Source organism: Amycolatopsis sp. DSM 110486, from assembly GCF_019468465.1.
Lineage (GTDB): Bacteria > Actinomycetota > Actinomycetes > Mycobacteriales > Pseudonocardiaceae > Amycolatopsis.
In genome coordinates this window covers 2208251-2226143 of sequence record NZ_CP080519.1, presented here as the reverse complement: position 1 = coordinate 2226143, position 17893 = coordinate 2208251, and the positions used below count along the sequence as shown (strand labels likewise).

The window sequence follows — 17893 nt, the reverse complement described above, 5'->3', positions numbered from 1 at the left end:
GACTTTTTGTCGCGAACGGGCCGCTCGCACCACTCAATCCTTGACAACCACGCCGATCGAGGGTTTCCTGTGGCGCCGCAAGGGCGTCAGAGATTGCCCCGGCGCTCCTGCTCCCGCTCGATCGCCTCGAACAGCGCCTTGAAGTTCCCCTTCCCGAAGCCCAGCGAACCGTGCCGCTCGATGAGCTCGTAGAACACCGTGGGCCGGTCGCCGATCGGCTTCGTGAAGATCTGCAGCAGGTACCCGTCCTCGTCGCGGTCGACCAGAACCTTGTGCTCCTGCAACGTTTCGATCGAAACGCGCACCTCGCCGATCCGCGCGCGCAGCTCCGGGTCCTCGTAGTAGGAGTCAGGCGTGTCGAGGAATTCGACGCCCGCGGCCCGCATCGCGGTGATCGTCGCGATGATGTCGTTGGTGGCCAACGCGATGTGCTGGCAGCCGGCGCCCTCGTAGAACTCGAGGTACTCGTCGATCTGCGACTTCTTCTTCGCCACAGCGGGTTCGTTGAGCGGGAACTTCACGCGGTGGTTGCCGTTGGAAACGACCTTGCTCATCAGCGCCGAGTAGTCGGTGGCGATGTCGTCGCCGACGAACTCCGCCATGTTCACGAAGCCCATCACGCGGTGGTACCAGTCGACCCAGTAGTCCATCTTGCCGAGCTCGACGTTGCCCACGCAGTGGTCCACCGCCTGGAACAGCCGCTTTGGCGCATCTGCCGGCCGCGTCACCGTGCTGTCGCGCGCCTCGAACCCGGGCAGGTACACGCCGTCGTAGCGCGACCGGTCGATCAGCGAGTGGCGGGTTTCGCCGTATGTCGCGATCGCGGCCATCCGGACGGTGCCGTGCTCGTCGGAGACGTCGTGCGGCTCCTCGAGGATCGTCGCGCCCTGCGCGCGGGCGTGCGCCACGCACTTGTCCACATCGGTCGTCTCCAGCGCGAGGTCGCTCACGCCGTCGCCGTGGCGACGGTGGTGGTCGAGCAGCGGTGAGTCCGGCCGCACGCCGCCGGTGATCACGAACCGCGCCGAGCCCGACTTCAGCACGAACGCCTTGCGGTCGAAGCGGCCCGTCTCCGGCCCGGAGTACGCGACGAGCTGCATGCCGAACGCGACCTGGTAGAACCACGCGGTCTGCGTCGCGTTACCGGCGACGAAAACCACCGCGTCGAGTGCCTTGACCGGGAAAGGGTCTTTGCTGGCGTCGTGCTCGACGAGCCCCACGAGCTGACGGAGCTGGTCGAAGCTGACGTCGTCGAGTGCGCCCTGCGGATCCATGGTGTGGGTCATGCCCTGAAGCATGGTTGCGCCACGGCAAGATGAGCAACGGTCACCGAATTCGCTGGACAATGTGCCCAGCGGCAAGCCGTAAGCTGCGGTCAACGTGGACAACCTGCGCAGGGAGGAAACCGTGCTCGACTCGCTCGACGCCCGGCTGTTGCTGCTGCTCACCGACTCGCCCCGGCTGGGCGTGCTGGAGTGCGCGCGCCGCCTCGGCGTCGCGCGCGGCACCGTGCAGGCGCGCCTGGACCGGCTCACCGAACGCGGCATCCTCGGCGGCTTCCCGCCCGAGCTCGACCTCGCCGCGATGGGCTACGGGCTCACCGCGTTCGCCGTGCTCGAGATCGCGCAGGGCCGGCGCGGCAGCGTCGCCGAGGCGCTCGCCGCCATCGAAGAGGTGTGCGAGGTGCACGCCACCACCGGGCAGGGCGACCTGTTCGTCCGCCTGGTCGCGCGCGACAACGACGACCTGCAACGCGTGATCGACGAGGTGGTCGGCGTGGACGGCGTGCTGCGCACGTCGACCTCGATCGCGCTGTCCACGCCGGTGCCACCGCGGGTGCGTCCGCTGCTGGAACGCACCGCGCGCGGTTAGAACGCGTCGAGAGTGTGGGCCAGGTACCGCTTCGCCGAACGCTGCACGACCTCGTGCCCGTCGCTGCGCACGATCCGGTCCCACCACGCGCCGTAGATCGCGTCGAACGCGTAGGGCTCCAGCAGTTCGGCCGCGCGCCGCACCACGCTCGGCCGTTCCGGGATCAGGTTCGGGTAGCTGTACATGAAAGCGACGTGGGTGCGGTCGGGGATGACCTGCACAATGTCGCCGGACAGCAGCGCCCCGCGGCCGTCTTCACCGGCCGGCCAATGGAGCACGGTGCCGCCGGTGAAGTGCACGCCGAGGTTGATCAGCCGCAGGTCGTCGGCCACGTCGAGGGTGGTGCCCGACCACAGCCGGATCGACGGGTCGGGGCGCCCGATCCACTCCTGGTCGGCTTCGTGAAGGTAGATCGGCACGTCGAAGGCGTGGGCCCATTCGACCATGGTCGTGTAGTAGTGCGGGTGGCTGATCGCGATGCCCGTGATGCCGCCGAGGTCGGTGACCTGCCGCACCAGCGCGTCGTCGAGATAAGCGGCGCAGTCCCAGAGGAAGTTGCCGGATTCGGCCCGCACGAGCAGCGCCCGCTGGCCGATCGCGAAACCGGGTTCGGAACCGATGCCGATCACGCCCGGCCCCTGCTCTTCGATGCGCGGGCGGTACTCGCCACTCGACCGCAGCGTTGCGAGGTCGGTCCACGCCTGGCCGGTGAGCGGCACGTACTGGCGTTCGTCCTCGCAGATCGGGCAGTCGTCACGGGGCTCGGGGTACTGCATGCCGCACGTGCGGCACAGCGGTTCTGTGCTCATCGTGGCCTCCCAGTGGTGTTCAGGGGCCACGCTAGTCGCGTACCCGGCTCATGCGAGCCGGGTACGCGAAGACCGCGGTGGGTCAGGCCTCGATGTAAGGCACTGCCTTGACCAGTGTGACCTGCTGCGTACGGCCGTTGGGCAGCTCGTACTCGCGCGACTCGCCTTCCTTGGCGCCGAGCAGGGCCTTGCCCAGCGGCGACTCCGGCGAGTACACGTCGAGCGCGCCCTCGGCGCCCTCTTCACGGGTGGCGAGGAGGAACTTCTCCTCGTCGTCGTCGCCCGCGTACTTCACGGTGAGGACCTTGCCGGGACCGGCGGTGCCGTCGTCCGCGGGTGCCTCGCCGACCTTCGCCGAACGCAGGAGTTCCTGCAGGTGGCGGATGCGCGCCTCGGCCTGGCCCTGCTCTTCGCGCGCCGCGTGGTAGCCGCCGTTTTCCTTGAGGTCTCCCTCTTCGCGGCTGTCGTTGATGCGCGCAGCGATGACCGGACGATTCTCGATCATTTCGTCGAGCTCGTGCTTGAGCCTGTCGTAGGCATCCTGGGTCAGCCAGGTCACCTTGTCGCTCACGGTCACCATCTCCTCGTCGGGCCTGCCAGGCTTGGGTGTTCAAACCGGCCTCCGCACGGGCTCACTGCGCCCGCACGGCTGGGATAAAGGAAAAACACGGCCCGCCTCGGGCCGTGCTGGTGTGTCAGCTTATCACGGCAGGATGCAGCGACGCCGGTCCATTCCACGTCGCGCGGACACTCGCCGCGCATTTCACCCCGTTGGCCGCTATGGGGTTGACATGTAACGTGGTATGGAGTACGAGCAGCCGTACACGTCGGCCGTCACCGGTTCCCCGATGCTCTTCACGACTGTGCTCACTCGACTGTGGCCGGCCCCGGCGGGAACCAGCACCTCTCTCCGGCCGCTCTCGGAGCCGGACCTGTCCTGCACTTGCACAACGCACACCCCGGCCTTGTCGGGGTCGTCACGCGTGACGTTGATGGTGATCTCCATCGCGTTGCCCGGGCGGGGTTCGAACGCCACCCGCTCGGCGTCGATCGACGTCTGGCCGAGGTTGACGTAGGCGATCCACGCCACGCCGAAGCTCGCGACCACGGCGACCGCGCCGAAAACCCAGCGCTTCCAGCGCTTCGACCCGGTCTTGGCGGGCGAGCCGTACCGGTCCGCGGGCGGCGCCGGGTGGGCGTCTCCCTCGGCGGTTGCGGTCTCTCCGGTCTGCAAGTCCGGGCCTCCGGTCGTTCTTGTCGTACCCGTGGGGACAATGGGTGGAGCCCGACTGGGGGCACCACCTGTCGTCGAGTATCCGCGAGCCGCTCCGGTGGCTGGGAGCCGGGGCAGGGTACGACGGAATAACGGGACACGAAAGGGTCGTTCGGAACATGGTGCGAGCTGACGAGCTGATGACGAGCGACCGCGCCTCAAACCTGCGTCTCATGGCGGTGCACGCGCACCCGGACGACGAGTCCAGCAAGGGTGCCGCCACGATGGCGAAGTACGTCGCCGAGGGCCATGAGGTCATGGTCGTGACGTGCACGGGCGGTGAGGCGGGCAGCATCCTCAACCCCGCCATGGACCGGCCCGAGGTGCTGGCCAACATGGCCGAGATCCGCCGCGACGAGATGGCGCGCGCGGCGAAGATCCTGGGGGTGCAGCACCGCTGGCTCGGCTTCGTCGACTCCGGGCTGCCCGAGGGCGACCCGCTGCCGCCGCTGCCCGAGGGCTCGTTCGCCGTGGTGCCGCTGGAGGAGTCCACCGAGGCGCTGGTGAGCGTGGTGCGGGAGTTTCGCCCCCACGTGCTGATCACCTACGACGAGAACGGCGGGTACCCGCACCCGGACCACATCCGCACCCACGAGGTGTCGATGGCGGCGTTCGACGCGGCGGGCGACCCGAACCGCTTCCCGGACGCCGGTGACCCGTGGCAGCCGCTCAAGCTCTACTACGTGCACGGCTTCTCCAAGGCCCGGATGCTCCTGTTCGACGAGGCGCTCAAGAAGGCCGGCCTGCCCTCGCCCTACGAGGAGTGGCTCAAGAACTGGGACCCGGATCGAGCCGACATCATGGAGCGGGTGACCACCCGGATCGAGTGCGGTGAATACTTCGAGGTGCGCGACGAGGCGCTGAAGGCGCACGCCACGCAGATCGACCCGACCAGCCGCTGGTTCGCGGTCCCGCTCGAGATCCAGCGCGAGACGTGGCCGACCGAGGAGTACGAACTGAACCGCTCCCTGGTGGACAGCACGCTGCCGGAGGATGATCTGTTCGCCGGCATCAAGGAGAAGGTGAGTCCATGAGTTTCGGTGTGCCGGCCGTCGCGGTCGCCCCGCTGACGGCCTCGGCCCTGTTCCTGGCCCAGCAGCCCGACAGCGGTGACAACGGCGGTCAGGGCGAGGACTTCGGCAAGTCCTCGCCCGTCGGCTTCCTGGTGCTGATCCTGTTCCTGATCGCGGTCGCGTTCCTCATCCGGTCGATGAGCAAGCACCTGAAGAAGGTGCCGGCGAGCTTCGACAAGGAGGAACCTGCCTCGGAGGTTTCGGGCGAAACACCGGCGTCGGACGACGCGGGCGAACAGATCGAGGTGAAGGCCGCCGAGCCGGCCGACCCGGCGCGGGCCAAGTCCGACTGACCTCGCCCGCCAGGCGGGTTCGCCGACGTGCCTGACTGGCCCCGACCAGCGCCATGCCACCCTGGTGTCATGGCGAACCGACTGGCGGACGCGACCAGCCCGTACCTCCTGCAGCACGCGGGCAACCCCGTCGACTGGCGCGAGTGGGGGCCTGAAGCGCTGGCGGAGGCGCGGCAGCGCAATGTGCCGATCCTGCTGTCGGTCGGCTACGCGGCGTGCCACTGGTGTCACGTGATGGCCCACGAGTCCTTCGAGGACGAGGGCACCGCGACGCTGATGAACGCGCACTTCGTGAACATCAAGGTCGACCGCGAGGAGCGGCCGGACATCGACGCGGTGTACATGGCCGCCACCCAGGCCATGACCGGCCAGGGCGGCTGGCCGATGACCTGTTTCCTCACGCCCGAGGGCGAGCCGTTCCACTGCGGCACCTACTACCCGCCGACGCCGCGGCCGGGCATCCCGTCGTTCGGGCAGCTGCTCGTGGCCGTCTCGGAGGCGTGGGCCGAGCGTCCCGAAGACCTGCGCGAGGGCGCGCAGCGGCTGATCGGGCACCTCACCGAGCAGAGCGGGCCGTTGCAGGCTTCGGCGGTGGACGCCGGCGTGCTGGCCGGCGCCGTCGAGAAGCTCGCGGCCGAGGTGGACCCCGTCCACGGCGGGTTCGGCGGCGCGCCGAAGTTCCCGCCGTCGATGGTGTTGGAGTTCCTGCTGCGCCACCACGAGCGCACGGGCTCGGCCGAAGCGTTGTCGCTCGCTTCGTCGACCGCGGAGTCCATGGCCCGCGGCGGCATCCACGACCAGCTCGCCGGCGGCTTCGCGCGGTACTCCGTGGACGCCGAGTGGATCGTGCCGCACTTCGAGAAGATGTTGTACGACAACGCTTTGCTGCTCCGGGTTTACGCCCATTTGGCGCGGCGGGGGTCTTCGTTCTCGCTGGGCGTCGCCGAGGGGATCGTCCGGTTCCTGGAGGCGGATCTGCTGACCGCGGAGGGCGGCTTCGCGGCTTCGCTCGACGCGGACACCGACGGCGTCGAGGGACTCACCTACGTCTGGACGCCCGCCGAGCTGCGCGAAGTGCTCGGCGACGAGGACGGCGTCTGGGCGGCTTCGGTGTTTTCGGTGACGGAGTCCGGGACGTTCGAAAAAGGCTCGTCGACGTTGCAGCTGCCGGGTGAGCCGGAGTCTGCCGACCGCTTCGAGCGCGTCCGCCAGGCGTTGCTGGCGGCGCGGGCTTCGCGGCCGCAGCCGGCGCGCGACGACAAGGTGGTGGCCGCGTGGAACGGCCTCGTCATCACCGCGCTCGCCGAGGCGGGTGTCGCGCTGGAGCGTCCACAGTGGATCGAGCTGGCGCGCGGGGCGGCGTCGCTGCTGCTTTCCACTCACCTCGTGGACGGCCGCCTGCGGCGCAGCTCGCGCGACGGCGTGGTCGGCGTGCCGGCGGGCGTCCTCGAGGACTACGCGTGCCTGGCCGACGGCCTGCTCGCGCTGCACCAGGCCACGGGCGAGCCGCGGTGGTTGGAGGAGGCTTCGCGGCTGCTGGACCTGGCGTTGACGCACTTCGCTTCGCACGCCGTGGGCGCGTACCACGACACCGCGGACGACGCGGAAACGTTGGTACAGCGCCCTTCCGACCCCACGGACAACGCGAGCCCTTCGGGGGCTTCGGCGTTGGCGGGCGCGTTGCTGACGGCTTCCGCGCTGGCCGGGTTCGAGCAGGCCGCGCGGTATCGCGACGCGGCCGATGCGGCCCTGCAGCGCGCCGGCCTGCTGGTGGGCCGGGCGCCGCGCTTCGCCGGGCACTGGCTTTCGGTGGCTGAAGCGGCGCAGTCGGGGCCGGTGCAGGTGGCCGTCGTCGGGGAGGACCGGGCGGAGTTGGTCGCGGCGGCCGCGCGGCAGATCCACGGCGGCGGCGTGGTGCTGGGTGGCGCTCCGGATGCGCCCGGCGTGCCGCTGCTGGCGGACCGTCCGCTGGTGGACGGCGCTGCGGCGGCGTACGTCTGCCGCGGCTACGTCTGCGATCGCCCGGTGACCTCGGCGGAGGACCTGCTCGCGCAGCTCTGAGTTCCGCCCCTGGTGAACAGTGCCCTGCCCGACGTGTATTCGGCGTAGCTTGAGTAGCGAGGTAATCATGTAATCGCGGAGGCGAACATGTACACGCACTTCAAGGTGGTGGGACACATGGGACGAGGTTGGAAGGGCCGCGGCGGCTGGCAGCAGGCCGAGGTGCCGTCGGCCGAAGACGCGGCCGCCTGGTTCGGCGGGCGCCTCCCGGACGGCTGGTTCACGGGCGACCCGGAGGTCACGGTCGACCGCGAGGAGATCATCATCGTGGGCGAGCTGCCCGCGCTGACCGGCGAGTTCGCCGACGACGCGGCCCGCGCGGCCGCGGAGGACGGCCGCATCAGCCGGTTCCGCGAGGACACGCGCGACGAGCGCATCGAGATCGCCCGGCAGGCCGAGCACCGCTACCAGCGCAAGGTCGCGTGGGGCGCCAATCTGGGCGGCACGCAGGTGCTGTTCACGACGCTGTCCGCGCCCGTGATGACACGCCTGCGCCAGCCCGAACGGCTGGTCCTCGACACCCTCGTCGCGGCCGGCGTCGCCCGCTCGCGCTCCGAGGCGCTGGCCTGGGCCGTCCGGCTCGTGGGCGAACACGCCGACACGTGGCTCGCCGAGCTGCGCGACGCGATGACCAAGGTCGACGACCTGCGCTCGAAGGGCCCGGACCTGAGCTGACGGCCGGGTACCGGCGGGGACTCTCGTGCTTCGGCGCGAGAGTCCCTTTCGCGTGTGGGGGTGGCCGGCGAACGCGCCCGGCCCGCGTGAGTGCTTCCTCAGCGTCGTCGGTGTGGAGTTGGGCCTGCGGCGCGAAAGTCCCCGCCGTGCGTGAGCTGACCACCATTCGTTGCCGTCGCACGTTTGTGTTGGCGGCGAAGCCGCGGAACACAACTTCTCGCGGCGGCGCGAAAGTCCCCCGCGCGCACGGTCGGCTACTGATCGGCGCCGAGGCCGGTCGCCCGAATGTCCCCGTCAGGCGCGGAAACGTCACCGTCCTCGCAAAGTCCGCCGATCCGTCGCAGAGACCCCCGTGGCGGTGGCTTGTGAACTCATCGCCGCGGGCTTCCCCACCGGGACAACCACCAAACGATCGAGTCGTCTTCGTCACCTCGACCTGCGACGACGCGGCGGCGGGGGCAGGCTTACCAGTGAGTAGCCGCCAGCTGCATCGGAGGAGCCGTGGACATCCCTGCCGTTCCCGCGAAGGTGGAGCCGGACGCGCTCACCGCCGTCCTCGACGGCCGCTGGGCCGAGCTACGCGGCGGCGTGCGCGCGCAGATGTCGGGCGAGGAGTTCCGCGACCCCGTGGACCTCGACGTCGAGGCGCACCGCGCGCAGGTACTCGACCAGCTGCGCGAACTCGCCGCCACCGACCGGCCGGCGCTCGGGTTCGACCGCGCGTACGGCGGGCAGAGCGACATCGGCGGTTCGGTGGTGTCGTTCGAGATGCTCGGCCTCGGCGACCTGTCGCTGATGGTGAAGGCCGGCGTGCAGTGGGGGCTGTTCGGCGGCGCCGTGCAACTGCTCGGTACGCAGCGCCACCACGAGAAGTACCTGCGGCGCATCATGGACCTCGACCTGCTCGGCTGCTTCGCGATGACCGAGCACGGCCACGGCTCCGACGTGCAGCACCTGCACACCACGGCGACGTACGACCCGGCGTCGCAGGAGTTCGTGGTCCACAGCCCGGATCCCGGCGCCACCAAGGAATACATCGGAAACGCGGCGCGCGACGGCCACGCCGCAGTGGTCTTCGCGCAGCTCGTGACGGGTGGCGATTCCCGTGGCGTGCACGCGTTTTTCGTGACGATCCGCGACGACTCCGGCGCGCCGATGCCGGGCGTGACGATCGAGGACTGCGGCCGCAAGGCGGGTCTCAACGGCGTCGACAACGGCCGCCTGGCCTTCGACCACGTCCGCGTCCCGCGCGAAGCGTTGCTGAACCGCTTCGGCGACGTCGCCGAGGACGGCACCTACTCCAGCCCCATCGAAAGCGACGGCCGCCGCTTCTTCACGATGCTCGGCACGCTCATCCGCGGCCGCGTGAGCGTCGGCGGCAGTGCCGGCAGCGCCACGAAACGCGCGCTGACGCTGGCCATCCGCTACGGCGAGCAGCGCCGGCAGTTCAAGAGCCCTGACGGCGAGGAGGTCGTGATCCTCGACTACCTCGGCCACCAGCGCAAGCTCCTGCCGGCGCTCGCGAAGACATACGCGCTGCACTTCGCGCAAGAAGAGCTCGTCGCGAAGCTGAACGACATCGCGCCCGACGCGCCCGAAGAGGAACAACGCGAACTGGAATCCCGCGCGGCCGGCCTGAAAGCCGCCAACACCTGGCACGCCACCGCCGCGATCCAGGCCGCCCGCGAAGCCTGCGGCGGCGCCGGCTACCTGTCGGAAAACCTGCTGGCCGGCCTCAAAGCCGACACCGACGTTTTCACCACCTTCGAAGGCGACAACACGGTGCTGCTCCAGCTCGTGGCCAAAGGCCTTCTCACACAATACAAAGAGCACTTCGCGGACCTCAGTCCACTTGCGACCGCGCGCTTCGTCGCCGAGCAGCTGGTGGGCGCTGTCCTGGAACGCACCTCCGCCCGCAAGTTCGTGGAACGCCTGACGGAATCCGACGACGCCGAGGTGCTCTTCGACCGCGAATGGCAGCTGCGCCTCTTCGAGGACCGCGAGGAACATGTCCTCGACGGCGTCGCCAACCGCCTGCGCAAAGCCGCCGACGACCCGTTCGGCGTCTTCAGCGCCGCGCAGGACCACGTGCTGCGCGCCGGCCGGGTGCACGTGGATCACCTTGTGCTGTCGGCATTTGCTCGCGCGGTCGACGCTTGCTCGGATCCGGAGGCCGCGGCTTTGCTCTCGCGGGTGTGCGATCTGTACGCCCTGTCGGCGATCGAGGAGGACCGGGCTTGGTTCCTCGAACACGGCCGCCTCACGACTTCGCGGTCCAAGGCCGTGACCGCCGCGGTGAACGAGCTGTGCGCTTCACTGCGTCCCCACGCGGGCACCCTCGTGGACGCCTTCGCAATCCCGTCACAGTTCCTGGCGGCGCCGATGCTGCACTCGTGACACCGCTTCGGCGCGCGGACGCCACCTGATCGGCCGCTCGCCCGGCTCGGCCGCCTGCCGCTACCCTTGCGCCTGGCGACATCTTCTCGCCGGGGGGTCCGCAATCCGCACCCACCGGAGGTCCTGGCCTTGACAGCCACACGGGGGACCACTCACACCGCCCTGCTCACCGCCGCCACCGCCGGCTGGCCCACGACGCTCCGCTACGCCCTCCTGCTCCTCATCACGCGCGGCACGATCGGAGCGGCGGTGCTCCTGCTGTTGCGGTAGCTACGCGCTACCGTCCTCCGCGTGATCGGATTGCAGGTACGTGCCGAGAACGGGGCTGTGATCGCCAGGGGCACCTGCTAGGCGTAGAGGGCCAACCAAATCGCGACGTAATGCGACACCGCCGCCAACACCGTGCACGCATGGAAGTACTCGTGATACCCGAACGTCTCCGGCCAGTGGTTCGGCCATTTCACCGCGTAGAACACCGCGCCCATCGTGTAGAACAGACCGCCCACGCAGATCAGCACCAGGGCGGCGACGCCGGCGTGCTGGGCGAGCTCCGGCATGACGAAGACCGCCACCCAGCCCAGGGCGATGTAGATCGGCACCCCCAGCCAGCGGGGCGCGTTCGGCCACAGCATCTTCATCGCGACGCCCAGGATGGCGCCGCCCCAGACGATGGCCAGGATGATGTAGCCCGTGGGCTTCGACATGGCCAGCAGGGTGAACGGGGTGTAGGTGCCGGCGATGAACAGGAAGATCATGGAGTGGTCGGCGCGCTTCATCCACTTGTACGCGCGTGGGCTCCACAGGCGGCGGTGGTACAGCGCGCTCACGCCGAAGACGCCGAGCACGGTCAGGCCGTAGACGGACGTCGCCAGGGCGGCCAGGGGCGAGACGGTCGACGCGGCGAGGCTCACCAGGGCGGCGGCGCCCGCGAGGGCACCGAAGAAGGACCAGAAGTGGATGTGGCCGCGCAGGCGCGGGCGGGTGTCCACTGGCGCAGGGCCGGACGGTGTGGGTTCGGTCGTCACGCTCACCGACCCCACGCTACGGGAGCGTAGGTTTTTCGCCACCCCCCGTGGCGCGTCACACGTGTGACGCGGGGGTGCGTACGCTCAGCCGACGTGAGCCTCCGGTCCTTCCTGTCCGACGTCGTCTACAGCGTCTACGGCCGCCGCCTGATCCAGCAGGCGCGGGGCCGCCATCCGCGGCACATCGCGATCATGCTCGACGGAAATCGCAGGTGGGCGCGGGAAGCCGGGTTCGCCGACGTGGCCGACGGGCACCGCGCGGGTGCCAAGAAGATCGCCGATTTCCTCAGCTGGTGCCGCGAGGCCGACGTCGAGGTCGTCACCATGTGGCTGCTCTCGACCGACAACCTCAACCGCGACCCCGACGAGCTCGAGCCGCTGCTGAAGATCATCACCGACGTCACCGACGAGCTCGCGGGTCCGGCCGTGCCGTGGCGGCTGCGGATCATGGGGGCGCTGGACCTGTTGCCGCTGGACGTCGCGAAGAAGCTCACCGCCGCCGCGGCCCGCACGGAGGACCGGACCGGCATGGAGGTCAACATCGCCGTCGGTTACGGCGGGCGGCAGGAGATCGCCGACGCCGTGCGCAAGCTGCTGCTGCAGCACGCCGACGAGGGCACGTCGATCCGCGAGCTGGCGAAAATCCTCGACGTGGACCACATCTCGGAACACCTCTACACGTCCGGTCAGCCGGATCCCGACCTTATTATCCGAACGTCAGGAGAGCAGCGGCTTTCCGGATTCCTGCTTTGGCAGTCGGCGCATTCGGAATTCTGGTTCACGGAGGCGTACTGGCCCGCATTCCGGCGGGTCGACTTCCTTCGCGCGCTTCGCGATTACGCGTGGCGCCACCGCCGCTTCGGCACCTGAGGCGCCTGAGCCCGGCCGGACAAGAACAGAGCACAGCAGAAGGGCCCGGAGTCGGAACTCCGGGCCCTTCCGTAGCCGAGGTCGGCTATCAGCCGTGGTGCTCCAGCGAGTGGAGGACCAGCGCCGGGGTGGTGGCGATGCCCGTGTAAGCACCGGCGACCAGCGAGGCCGCGCCGAAGCCCAGGGCCCCGCCGCCCTCGATGAAGGTCGCGTAGGCGTCGCCGAACGTCGGGTCCGGGGTGTAGCCGTGGTCTGCCGGCGAGGCGAACGCCGTGCCGCCGATCATCAGCAGGCCTGCGGCGGCACCGGCGACGATTCCAGCCTTCTTCAGCACTTCGCACACTCCTAGGTAGAGATATCTGGGATCCGGGGCACCGAAGTTTCCGGTGGTGTGTCCCGCAGTGAGAAAATTACCCTCGTCGAGGCCGAAATGAGTGCCGGGTACGCCCATTGTGTGAGGCCGAAATCGCGTGGTTCACCCGGTCCGGTCCTGTCTTCAGGACGCGAAATGCATTCTCGTCCACCCCGTGGTACAAGCCTTTGCGCGGATCTTTCGAACGCGTTCGGTGATCTTTTTTCCATGATCACGCCACCGCGTGATCACCCGATTGCTGGCTTGGTGACGCAGCGTGACAGTGACGGGGTGTTGATGTCGGACGACCTACGGTGAGGTGACGAATGAGCGAATCACCTGTGTGGCTGCCTGCACGAACCGCGATCCGTCGGTACCTTCCGGAAGTGAGGGCACGCGTTCCGTGCGGGCCCTCACGGGAGGCCCTGGTCGTGGCGTTGATCGAGGGGGCGGCACAGCCGCCCACACGATGCACGAGGGGGCCGGCACCCGGCCCTCGTGGCCGCGCGCGCTGACGTAGCCAACGTCAGGGAGTGCGGACCCAGCCAGGGAGGTGCCCGGCCCAGCGAGTGCGGGCGTGGGGTGCAACACGCCCTCGAGGGAGATGCCGTCGTGACTGCGCAGCGTTCACCCCGCAAGGCCTCTGGCCGTTCTTCGACCGGTGCCTCTGGCCCGGAGAAAGCCTCGATCTCGCCCGAATCCGGGCAGTCCACTTACGTGCTCGACACGTCTGTGCTGCTCTCCGACCCGTGGGCGGTGACGCGATTCGCCGAACACGCGGTCGTGCTGCCCCTGGTCGTCATCAGTGAACTGGAGGCGAAGCGCCACCACCCCGAGCTCGGCTGGTTCGCCCGCGAGTCGCTCAGGTTGCTCGACGACCTGCGGCTCAAGCACGGCCGGCTCGACGCGCCGATCCCGATCGGCGAAGAGGGCGGCACCCTGCAGGTGGAGCTCAACCACACCGATCCGTCGGTGTTGCCCGTGGGCTTCCGGACCGACTCCAACGACCACCGCATCCTCGCGTGCGCGCTCAACCTCGCGGTGGAACGGCCGTCGGTCACGCTGGTGACGAAGGACATCCCGCTGCGGGTCAAGGCGGGGGCCGTGGGTCTGGCCGCCGACGAGTACCGCGCGGGTGAGGTCACGCCGTCGGGCTGGACGGGCATGGCCGACGTGGACGCCCCTCAGGAGCTGATCGACAGCCTCTTCTCGGGCGGCACCGTCGACCCGGTCGAGTACGGCCTGCCCGAGGTGGGTGAGTTCCCGTGCCACACCGGCTTGCGGCTGCTCGCGGGCAGCTCCAGCGCCCTCGGCCGCGTCACGGCGGACAAGCGCGTGCGGCTGGTGCGCGGCGACCGCGAGGCGTTCGGCCTGCACGGCCGCTCCGCCGAGCAGCGCGTGGCACTCGACCTGCTGCTCGACTCGGACGTCGGCATCGTCTCCCTCGGCGGACGCGCGGGCACCGGCAAGTCGGCGCTCGCGCTGTGCGCCGGCCTCGAGTCGGTGATGGAACGCCGCCAGCACCGCAAGGTCGTGGTGTTCCGCCCGGTCTACGCCGTCGGCGGCCAGGACCTCGGCTACCTGCCCGGGTCCGAGAGCGAGAAGATGCAGCCCTGGGCGCAGGCCGTGTTCGACACCCTCGGCGCGCTGGTCAGCCAGGACGTGCTCGACGAGGTCTTCGACCGCGGCATGCTCGAGGTGCTCCCGCTGACCCACATCCGCGGCCGCTCGCTGCACGACTCCTTCGTGATCGTCGACGAGGCGCAGTCACTGGAACGCAACGTGCTCCTCACGGTGCTCTCCCGCCTCGGCACCGCGTCACGCGTGGTCCTCACCCACGACGTCGCCCAGCGCGACAACCTCCGCGTCGGCCGCCACGACGGCGTCTCGGCGGTGATCGAGAAGCTGAAGGGGCATCCGTTGTTCGCGCACGTCACGCTGACGCGCTCGGAGAGGTCGCCGATTGCGGCGCTGGTCACGGAGATGCTGGAGGATCACGGCTGATCTGCTCCGTGGGTGTTGCGTCCGGTTGTCACCGGGCGCAACACCCACGGGTCACCAGCCTGAAGGAAGCGGCCGACCCTCCGCGAACCCCGCAGCCGACTGCACTCCGAGCAACGCGCGCTCGTGGAATTCCTCCATCGTGCGCGCGCCGGCGTAGGTGCAGGAGGAGCGGACGCCCGAGCAGATGGAGTCCAGCAGGTCCTCCACGCCGGGGCGGTTGGGGTCCAGGGCCATGCGCGACGTGGAGATGCCCTCTTCGAACAACGCCTTGCGGGCGCGCTCGAAGACGTTGTCCGTGCGGGTGCGGGCGCCGACAGCGCGCTTGGACGCCATGCCGAACGACTCCTTGTACGGGCGGCCCTGCTCGTCGTAGCGCAGGTCGCCCGGGGATTCGTGGGTGCCGGCGAACCAGGAGCCCACCATGGCGGCCGAGGCGCCCGCGGCGAGGGCCAGGGCGACGTCGCGCGGGTGGCGGACGCCGCCGTCGGCCCAGACGTGCTTGCCCAGCTCGCGCGCGGCGGCGGCGCACTCGGCGACGGCGGAGAACTGCGGCCGGCCGACGCCGGTCATCATGCGCGTGGTGCACATCGCGCCCGGGCCGACGCCGACCTTCACGACGTCCGCGCCCGCGTGGATGAGGTCGCGGGTGCCCTCGGCGGTGACGACGTTGCCCGCCACCACCGGGACGCTCGGCGAAATCGCGCGCACGGCCTTCAGTGCGGCGATCATCTTCTCCTGGTGCCCGTGGGCCGTGTCGACGACCAGCGCGTCGACGCCCGCGGCCAGCACGGCCTCGGCCTTCGCAGCCACGTCGCCGTTCACGCCGATGGCGGCAGCCACGCGCAGCTTGCCTCCGGCGTCGGTGGCGGGGGTGTAGACGCCCGCACGCAGCGCGCCGACGCTGGTCAGCACGCCGGCGAGGCGGCCTTCGGCGTCGAGGCCGAGCGCGAGGCGCCCGCCGTGGGTGTGGAGCAGGTCGAAGACCTCGCGCGGCGGCGTGTCCAGCGGCACGGCGACGGTCGCGGGCTCCGCGATCTCGGCCAGGCGCGCGAAGCGGTCAACGCCCGCGCACGCGGCTTCGTCGACAACGCCGACGGGGCGGCCTTCGCCGTCCACGATCACGACGGCGCCGTGGGCGCGTTTGTGGACCAGGTTGAGGGCGTCTGCCACGGCGTCACCGCCCGTGAGCACGAGCGGGGTGTCCCACACGGTGTGGCGGCTCTTCACCCACGTGACGATCTCGGCGACCGCCTCCGTGTCCACGTCCTGCGGCAGCACCACCAAGCCGCCGCGGCGGGCCACCGTCTCGGCCATCCGCCGCCCGGCGACGGCCGTCATGTTGGCCACCACCACGGGGATCGTCGCACCGGTGCCGTCCACAGTGGACAGGTCGACGTCGAAGCGGGACTCCACGTCCGAGCGGTTCGGCAGCAGGAACACGTCGTCGTAGGTCAGGTCATGAGGGGGCACGTGCCCGTCGAGAAAGCGCACGAGTCCCCAGACTACGTGCCTGACGCCGCCGACGCGAACCCGGCGTGACCCGTGGAACAATGCCGTTATGAACGGCCGTGACCGCGACGAATCGGGCCGAGCGCGCAACGCCCGCCCGCGCGACGGCCTCGGCCGGCCGCTGCCGTACGGCGCCGACGGCGTCGCCCGCCAGCCGGAAGGCGTGGTCCGCACCCCCGGCGACACGCTCACCGAAGCCCAGCTGCTCCTCGACGAGGGCCGTCCGTTCCACGCCCACGAGGTCTTCGAGGACGCGTGGAAGGCCACGAACGGCCCCGAACGCGAGCTCTGGCGCGGCCTGGCGCAGCTGGCCGTCGGCCTGACCCACGCCCTGCGCGGCAACGGCGCGGGCGCCGTCGCGTTGCTGGAGCGCGGTGCGGCGAACCTCGAGCCGTTCGCGGCCGCTCCGCCGCACGGGATCGACGTCCCCGGCTTGCAGGAGTGGGCTCGCGAGCTGGCCCGCGAGGCGAAGGCGCGCGTGCGGGCCGAACCGGCGGCGCCGCGGCTGATCAGCTGATTCCTGTCGGTGCCGGCCGGCAAACCGTGCTGACCGCCGTAGGTGCCGCGATCATCGCGGCCGTCGCGGCGGAGCAGCGATCCTGCAACGCGAGAGAAGTGCGCTCACCCAGGCAGAAGGAGTGGTGTGCCGGGCTCGATGACGCGCAGCGCGTGCTGGGGCACGGTGACCTCCACCTCGCCGTCGAGCCCATCGAGCCCCTCGAGGTCACGGTGCAACACGAGTGCGGTCAGGGGTGGTGTGGTGGCGAGCAGGACCCGGGCGAGCGGGAGCGTGCGTACGACCTCGACGACCTGGGTTCGCACCCGCAGCGCGGGGGACGAGATCCGGTCCGGACCACCGATGAGGACTTCCTCCGGTCGGTAGAACACCGTTCCCGGCGTCGCGGCGCCGTAGCGGACCGCGGGGTCGATCGGCAGGTCGCCGACGCGCAGGCCGTCAGGGCCGCGGGCCGCGGGGCCGAGTTCCGCCCAGCCGAGCAGGCGGGCGGTGACCGTGTCGGTGGGGTGGCGGGTGAGCTCGTCGGTGGGGCCGGTCTGGCGGAGGGCGCCGGCGTTGAGGATGGCCAGGTCGTCGGCGAGGCGGAGTGCTTCGTCGCGGTCGTGGGTGACGTGGATGGCGGGCACGGCCAGGTCCCGCAGTGTCGCCCGGAGCACTTCGCGCAGCTCTTCGCGGACGGGTTGGTCGAGTGCCGAGAGGGGTTCGTCCAGGAGCAGGGCGGCCGGTCGGGCGGCGAGGGCGCGGGCCAGTGCGACTCGTTGCCGTTCGCCGCCGCTGAGCGAGCGTGGCGCTCGGTGGGAGAGGTGCGTGATGCCGAACCGGTCGAGCAGCTCGTCGACTTCGGGGTTGCGCCGGTGGCCGAGTAAGGCGGGCGCGAAGCCGACGTTGGCGCGAACGGACAGGTGCGGGAACAGGGCCGCGTCTTGGAACACCACGCCGATCCGGCGCTGGTCGGCGGGCCGACCGGTGATGTCCTGGCCGTCAAGGAGCACGCGGCCGCGTCCGGGGGTGCGGAATCCGGCGATGGTGTCGAGCAGCATGCTCTTGCCCGCGCCGGAGGGGCCGAGCACGACCAGGACGCGGCCCGGGGACACGGTGAGGTCCACCGGGCCCAGCCGGAATGATCCCGCCTCGGTGCGCAGGTCGGACACGATGAGCACGTG

The 17893-nt window shown here is 70.2% G+C and carries 18 protein-coding genes; 10 read left to right on the top strand and 8 right to left on the bottom strand.

All coding sequences use genetic code 11. The annotated features are described in order from the left end of the window. Positions 1 to 86 precede the first annotated feature (86 nt). Positions 87 to 1286 (bottom strand): 4-hydroxyphenylpyruvate dioxygenase, encoded by a 1200-nt coding sequence (gene hppD / locus K1T34_RS10745; RefSeq protein WP_220244125.1) that lies wholly within the window; start codon positions 1284 to 1286, stop codon positions 87 to 89. 121 nt (positions 1287 to 1407) lie between these two features. On the opposite strand from hppD, the gene K1T34_RS10740 reads away from it, so the two are divergent. After that, on the top strand, positions 1408 to 1872 hold the full coding sequence (locus K1T34_RS10740; RefSeq protein WP_220247110.1) for an Lrp/AsnC family transcriptional regulator: 465 nt from the start codon (positions 1408 to 1410) through the stop codon (positions 1870 to 1872). Here the strand turns inward: K1T34_RS10740 and K1T34_RS10735 are convergent. The 3 genes from K1T34_RS10735 to K1T34_RS10725 form a co-directional block, all read right to left on the bottom strand. Then, positions 1869 to 2681 (bottom strand): MBL fold metallo-hydrolase, encoded by an 813-nt coding sequence (locus tag K1T34_RS10735; RefSeq protein ID WP_220244124.1) that lies wholly within the window; start codon positions 2679 to 2681, stop codon positions 1869 to 1871. The two genes, K1T34_RS10740 and K1T34_RS10735, sit on opposite strands and share 4 nt — an antisense overlap. Before the next feature lie 82 nt (positions 2682 to 2763). Further along, entirely contained in the window at positions 2764 to 3261 is a 498-nt protein-coding gene (greA, locus tag K1T34_RS10730) for a transcription elongation factor GreA (protein ID WP_220244123.1), read from the bottom strand. Positions 3262 to 3459: 198 nt separating this feature from the next. Further along, a complete protein-coding gene (locus K1T34_RS10725; protein WP_220244122.1) occupies positions 3460 to 3915 on the bottom strand; it encodes a DUF4307 domain-containing protein in 456 nt (151 codons plus the stop codon). A 158-nt stretch (positions 3916 to 4073) separates the two neighbouring features. Between K1T34_RS10725 and mca the strand changes: the two genes are divergently transcribed. The 6 genes from mca (at position 4074) to K1T34_RS10695 (ending at position 10723) form a co-directional block, all read left to right on the top strand. Further along, entirely contained in the window at positions 4074 to 4988 is a 915-nt protein-coding gene (gene mca, locus K1T34_RS10720; RefSeq protein ID WP_255638438.1) for a mycothiol conjugate amidase Mca, read from the top strand. After that, complete coding sequence (locus K1T34_RS10715) at positions 4985 to 5320, top strand: hypothetical protein (protein WP_220244121.1); 336 nt, start codon at positions 4985 to 4987, stop codon at positions 5318 to 5320. The genes mca and K1T34_RS10715 overlap by 4 nt, the downstream gene beginning before the upstream one ends. A 69-nt stretch (positions 5321 to 5389) precedes the next feature. Next, positions 5390 to 7381, top strand: a complete 1992-nt coding sequence (locus K1T34_RS10710; RefSeq protein ID WP_220244120.1) for a thioredoxin domain-containing protein — start codon at positions 5390 to 5392, stop codon at positions 7379 to 7381. Positions 7382 to 7498: 117 nt separating this feature from the next. Next, positions 7499 to 8056 carry a hypothetical protein gene (locus tag K1T34_RS10705; RefSeq protein ID WP_220244119.1) on the top strand — a complete coding sequence of 186 codons (558 nt, stop codon included), beginning with the start codon at positions 7499 to 7501 and terminating at the stop codon, positions 8054 to 8056. A 501-nt stretch (positions 8057 to 8557) separates the two neighbouring features. Next, a complete protein-coding gene (locus tag K1T34_RS10700) occupies positions 8558 to 10453 on the top strand; it encodes an acyl-CoA dehydrogenase (protein WP_220244118.1) in 1896 nt (631 codons plus the stop codon). Between the two features lie 129 nt (positions 10454 to 10582). Beyond that, complete coding sequence (locus tag K1T34_RS10695) at positions 10583 to 10723, top strand: hypothetical protein (RefSeq protein ID WP_220244117.1); 141 nt, start codon at positions 10583 to 10585, stop codon at positions 10721 to 10723. 77 nt (positions 10724 to 10800) lie between these two features. Here K1T34_RS10695 and K1T34_RS10690 read toward each other — a convergent pair whose 3' ends face one another. Continuing rightward, a complete protein-coding gene (locus tag K1T34_RS10690; RefSeq protein WP_370643667.1) occupies positions 10801 to 11484 on the bottom strand; it encodes a hemolysin III family protein in 684 nt (227 codons plus the stop codon). Positions 11485 to 11571: 87 nt separating this feature from the next. Between K1T34_RS10690 and K1T34_RS10685 the strand changes: the two genes are divergently transcribed. Next, positions 11572 to 12348: an isoprenyl transferase gene (locus K1T34_RS10685; RefSeq protein WP_220244116.1), complete on the top strand. Its 777-nt coding sequence runs from the start codon at positions 11572 to 11574 to the stop codon at positions 12346 to 12348. A gap of 88 nt (positions 12349 to 12436) precedes the next feature. Here the strand turns inward: K1T34_RS10685 and K1T34_RS10680 are convergent, their stop codons facing one another. Next, entirely contained in the window at positions 12437 to 12682 is a 246-nt protein-coding gene (locus tag K1T34_RS10680; protein WP_220244115.1) for a hypothetical protein, read from the bottom strand. 735 nt (positions 12683 to 13417) lie between these two features. On the opposite strand from K1T34_RS10680, the gene K1T34_RS10675 reads away from it, so the two are divergent. Further along, positions 13418 to 14704 carry a PhoH family protein gene (locus tag K1T34_RS10675; RefSeq protein ID WP_220247107.1) on the top strand — a complete coding sequence of 429 codons (1287 nt, stop codon included), beginning with the start codon at positions 13418 to 13420 and terminating at the stop codon, positions 14702 to 14704. Positions 14705 to 14755: 51 nt separating this feature from the next. Here K1T34_RS10675 and K1T34_RS10670 read toward each other — a convergent pair whose 3' ends face one another. Continuing rightward, entirely contained in the window at positions 14756 to 16195 is a 1440-nt protein-coding gene (locus K1T34_RS10670) for a GuaB1 family IMP dehydrogenase-related protein (protein WP_220244114.1), read from the bottom strand. Positions 16196 to 16262: 67 nt separating this feature from the next. Between K1T34_RS10670 and K1T34_RS10665 the strand changes: the two genes are divergently transcribed. Beyond that, the gene (locus tag K1T34_RS10665; protein ID WP_220244113.1) at positions 16263 to 16730 is read left to right on the top strand and encodes a DUF309 domain-containing protein; all 468 of its coding nucleotides are present in this window, start codon (positions 16263 to 16265) and stop codon (positions 16728 to 16730) included. A 104-nt stretch (positions 16731 to 16834) separates the two neighbouring features. Here K1T34_RS10665 and K1T34_RS10660 read toward each other — a convergent pair whose 3' ends face one another. Next, positions 16835 to 17890 (bottom strand): ABC transporter ATP-binding protein, encoded by a 1056-nt coding sequence (locus K1T34_RS10660; protein WP_220244112.1) that lies wholly within the window; start codon positions 17888 to 17890, stop codon positions 16835 to 16837. Positions 17891 to 17893 lie beyond the last annotated feature (3 nt).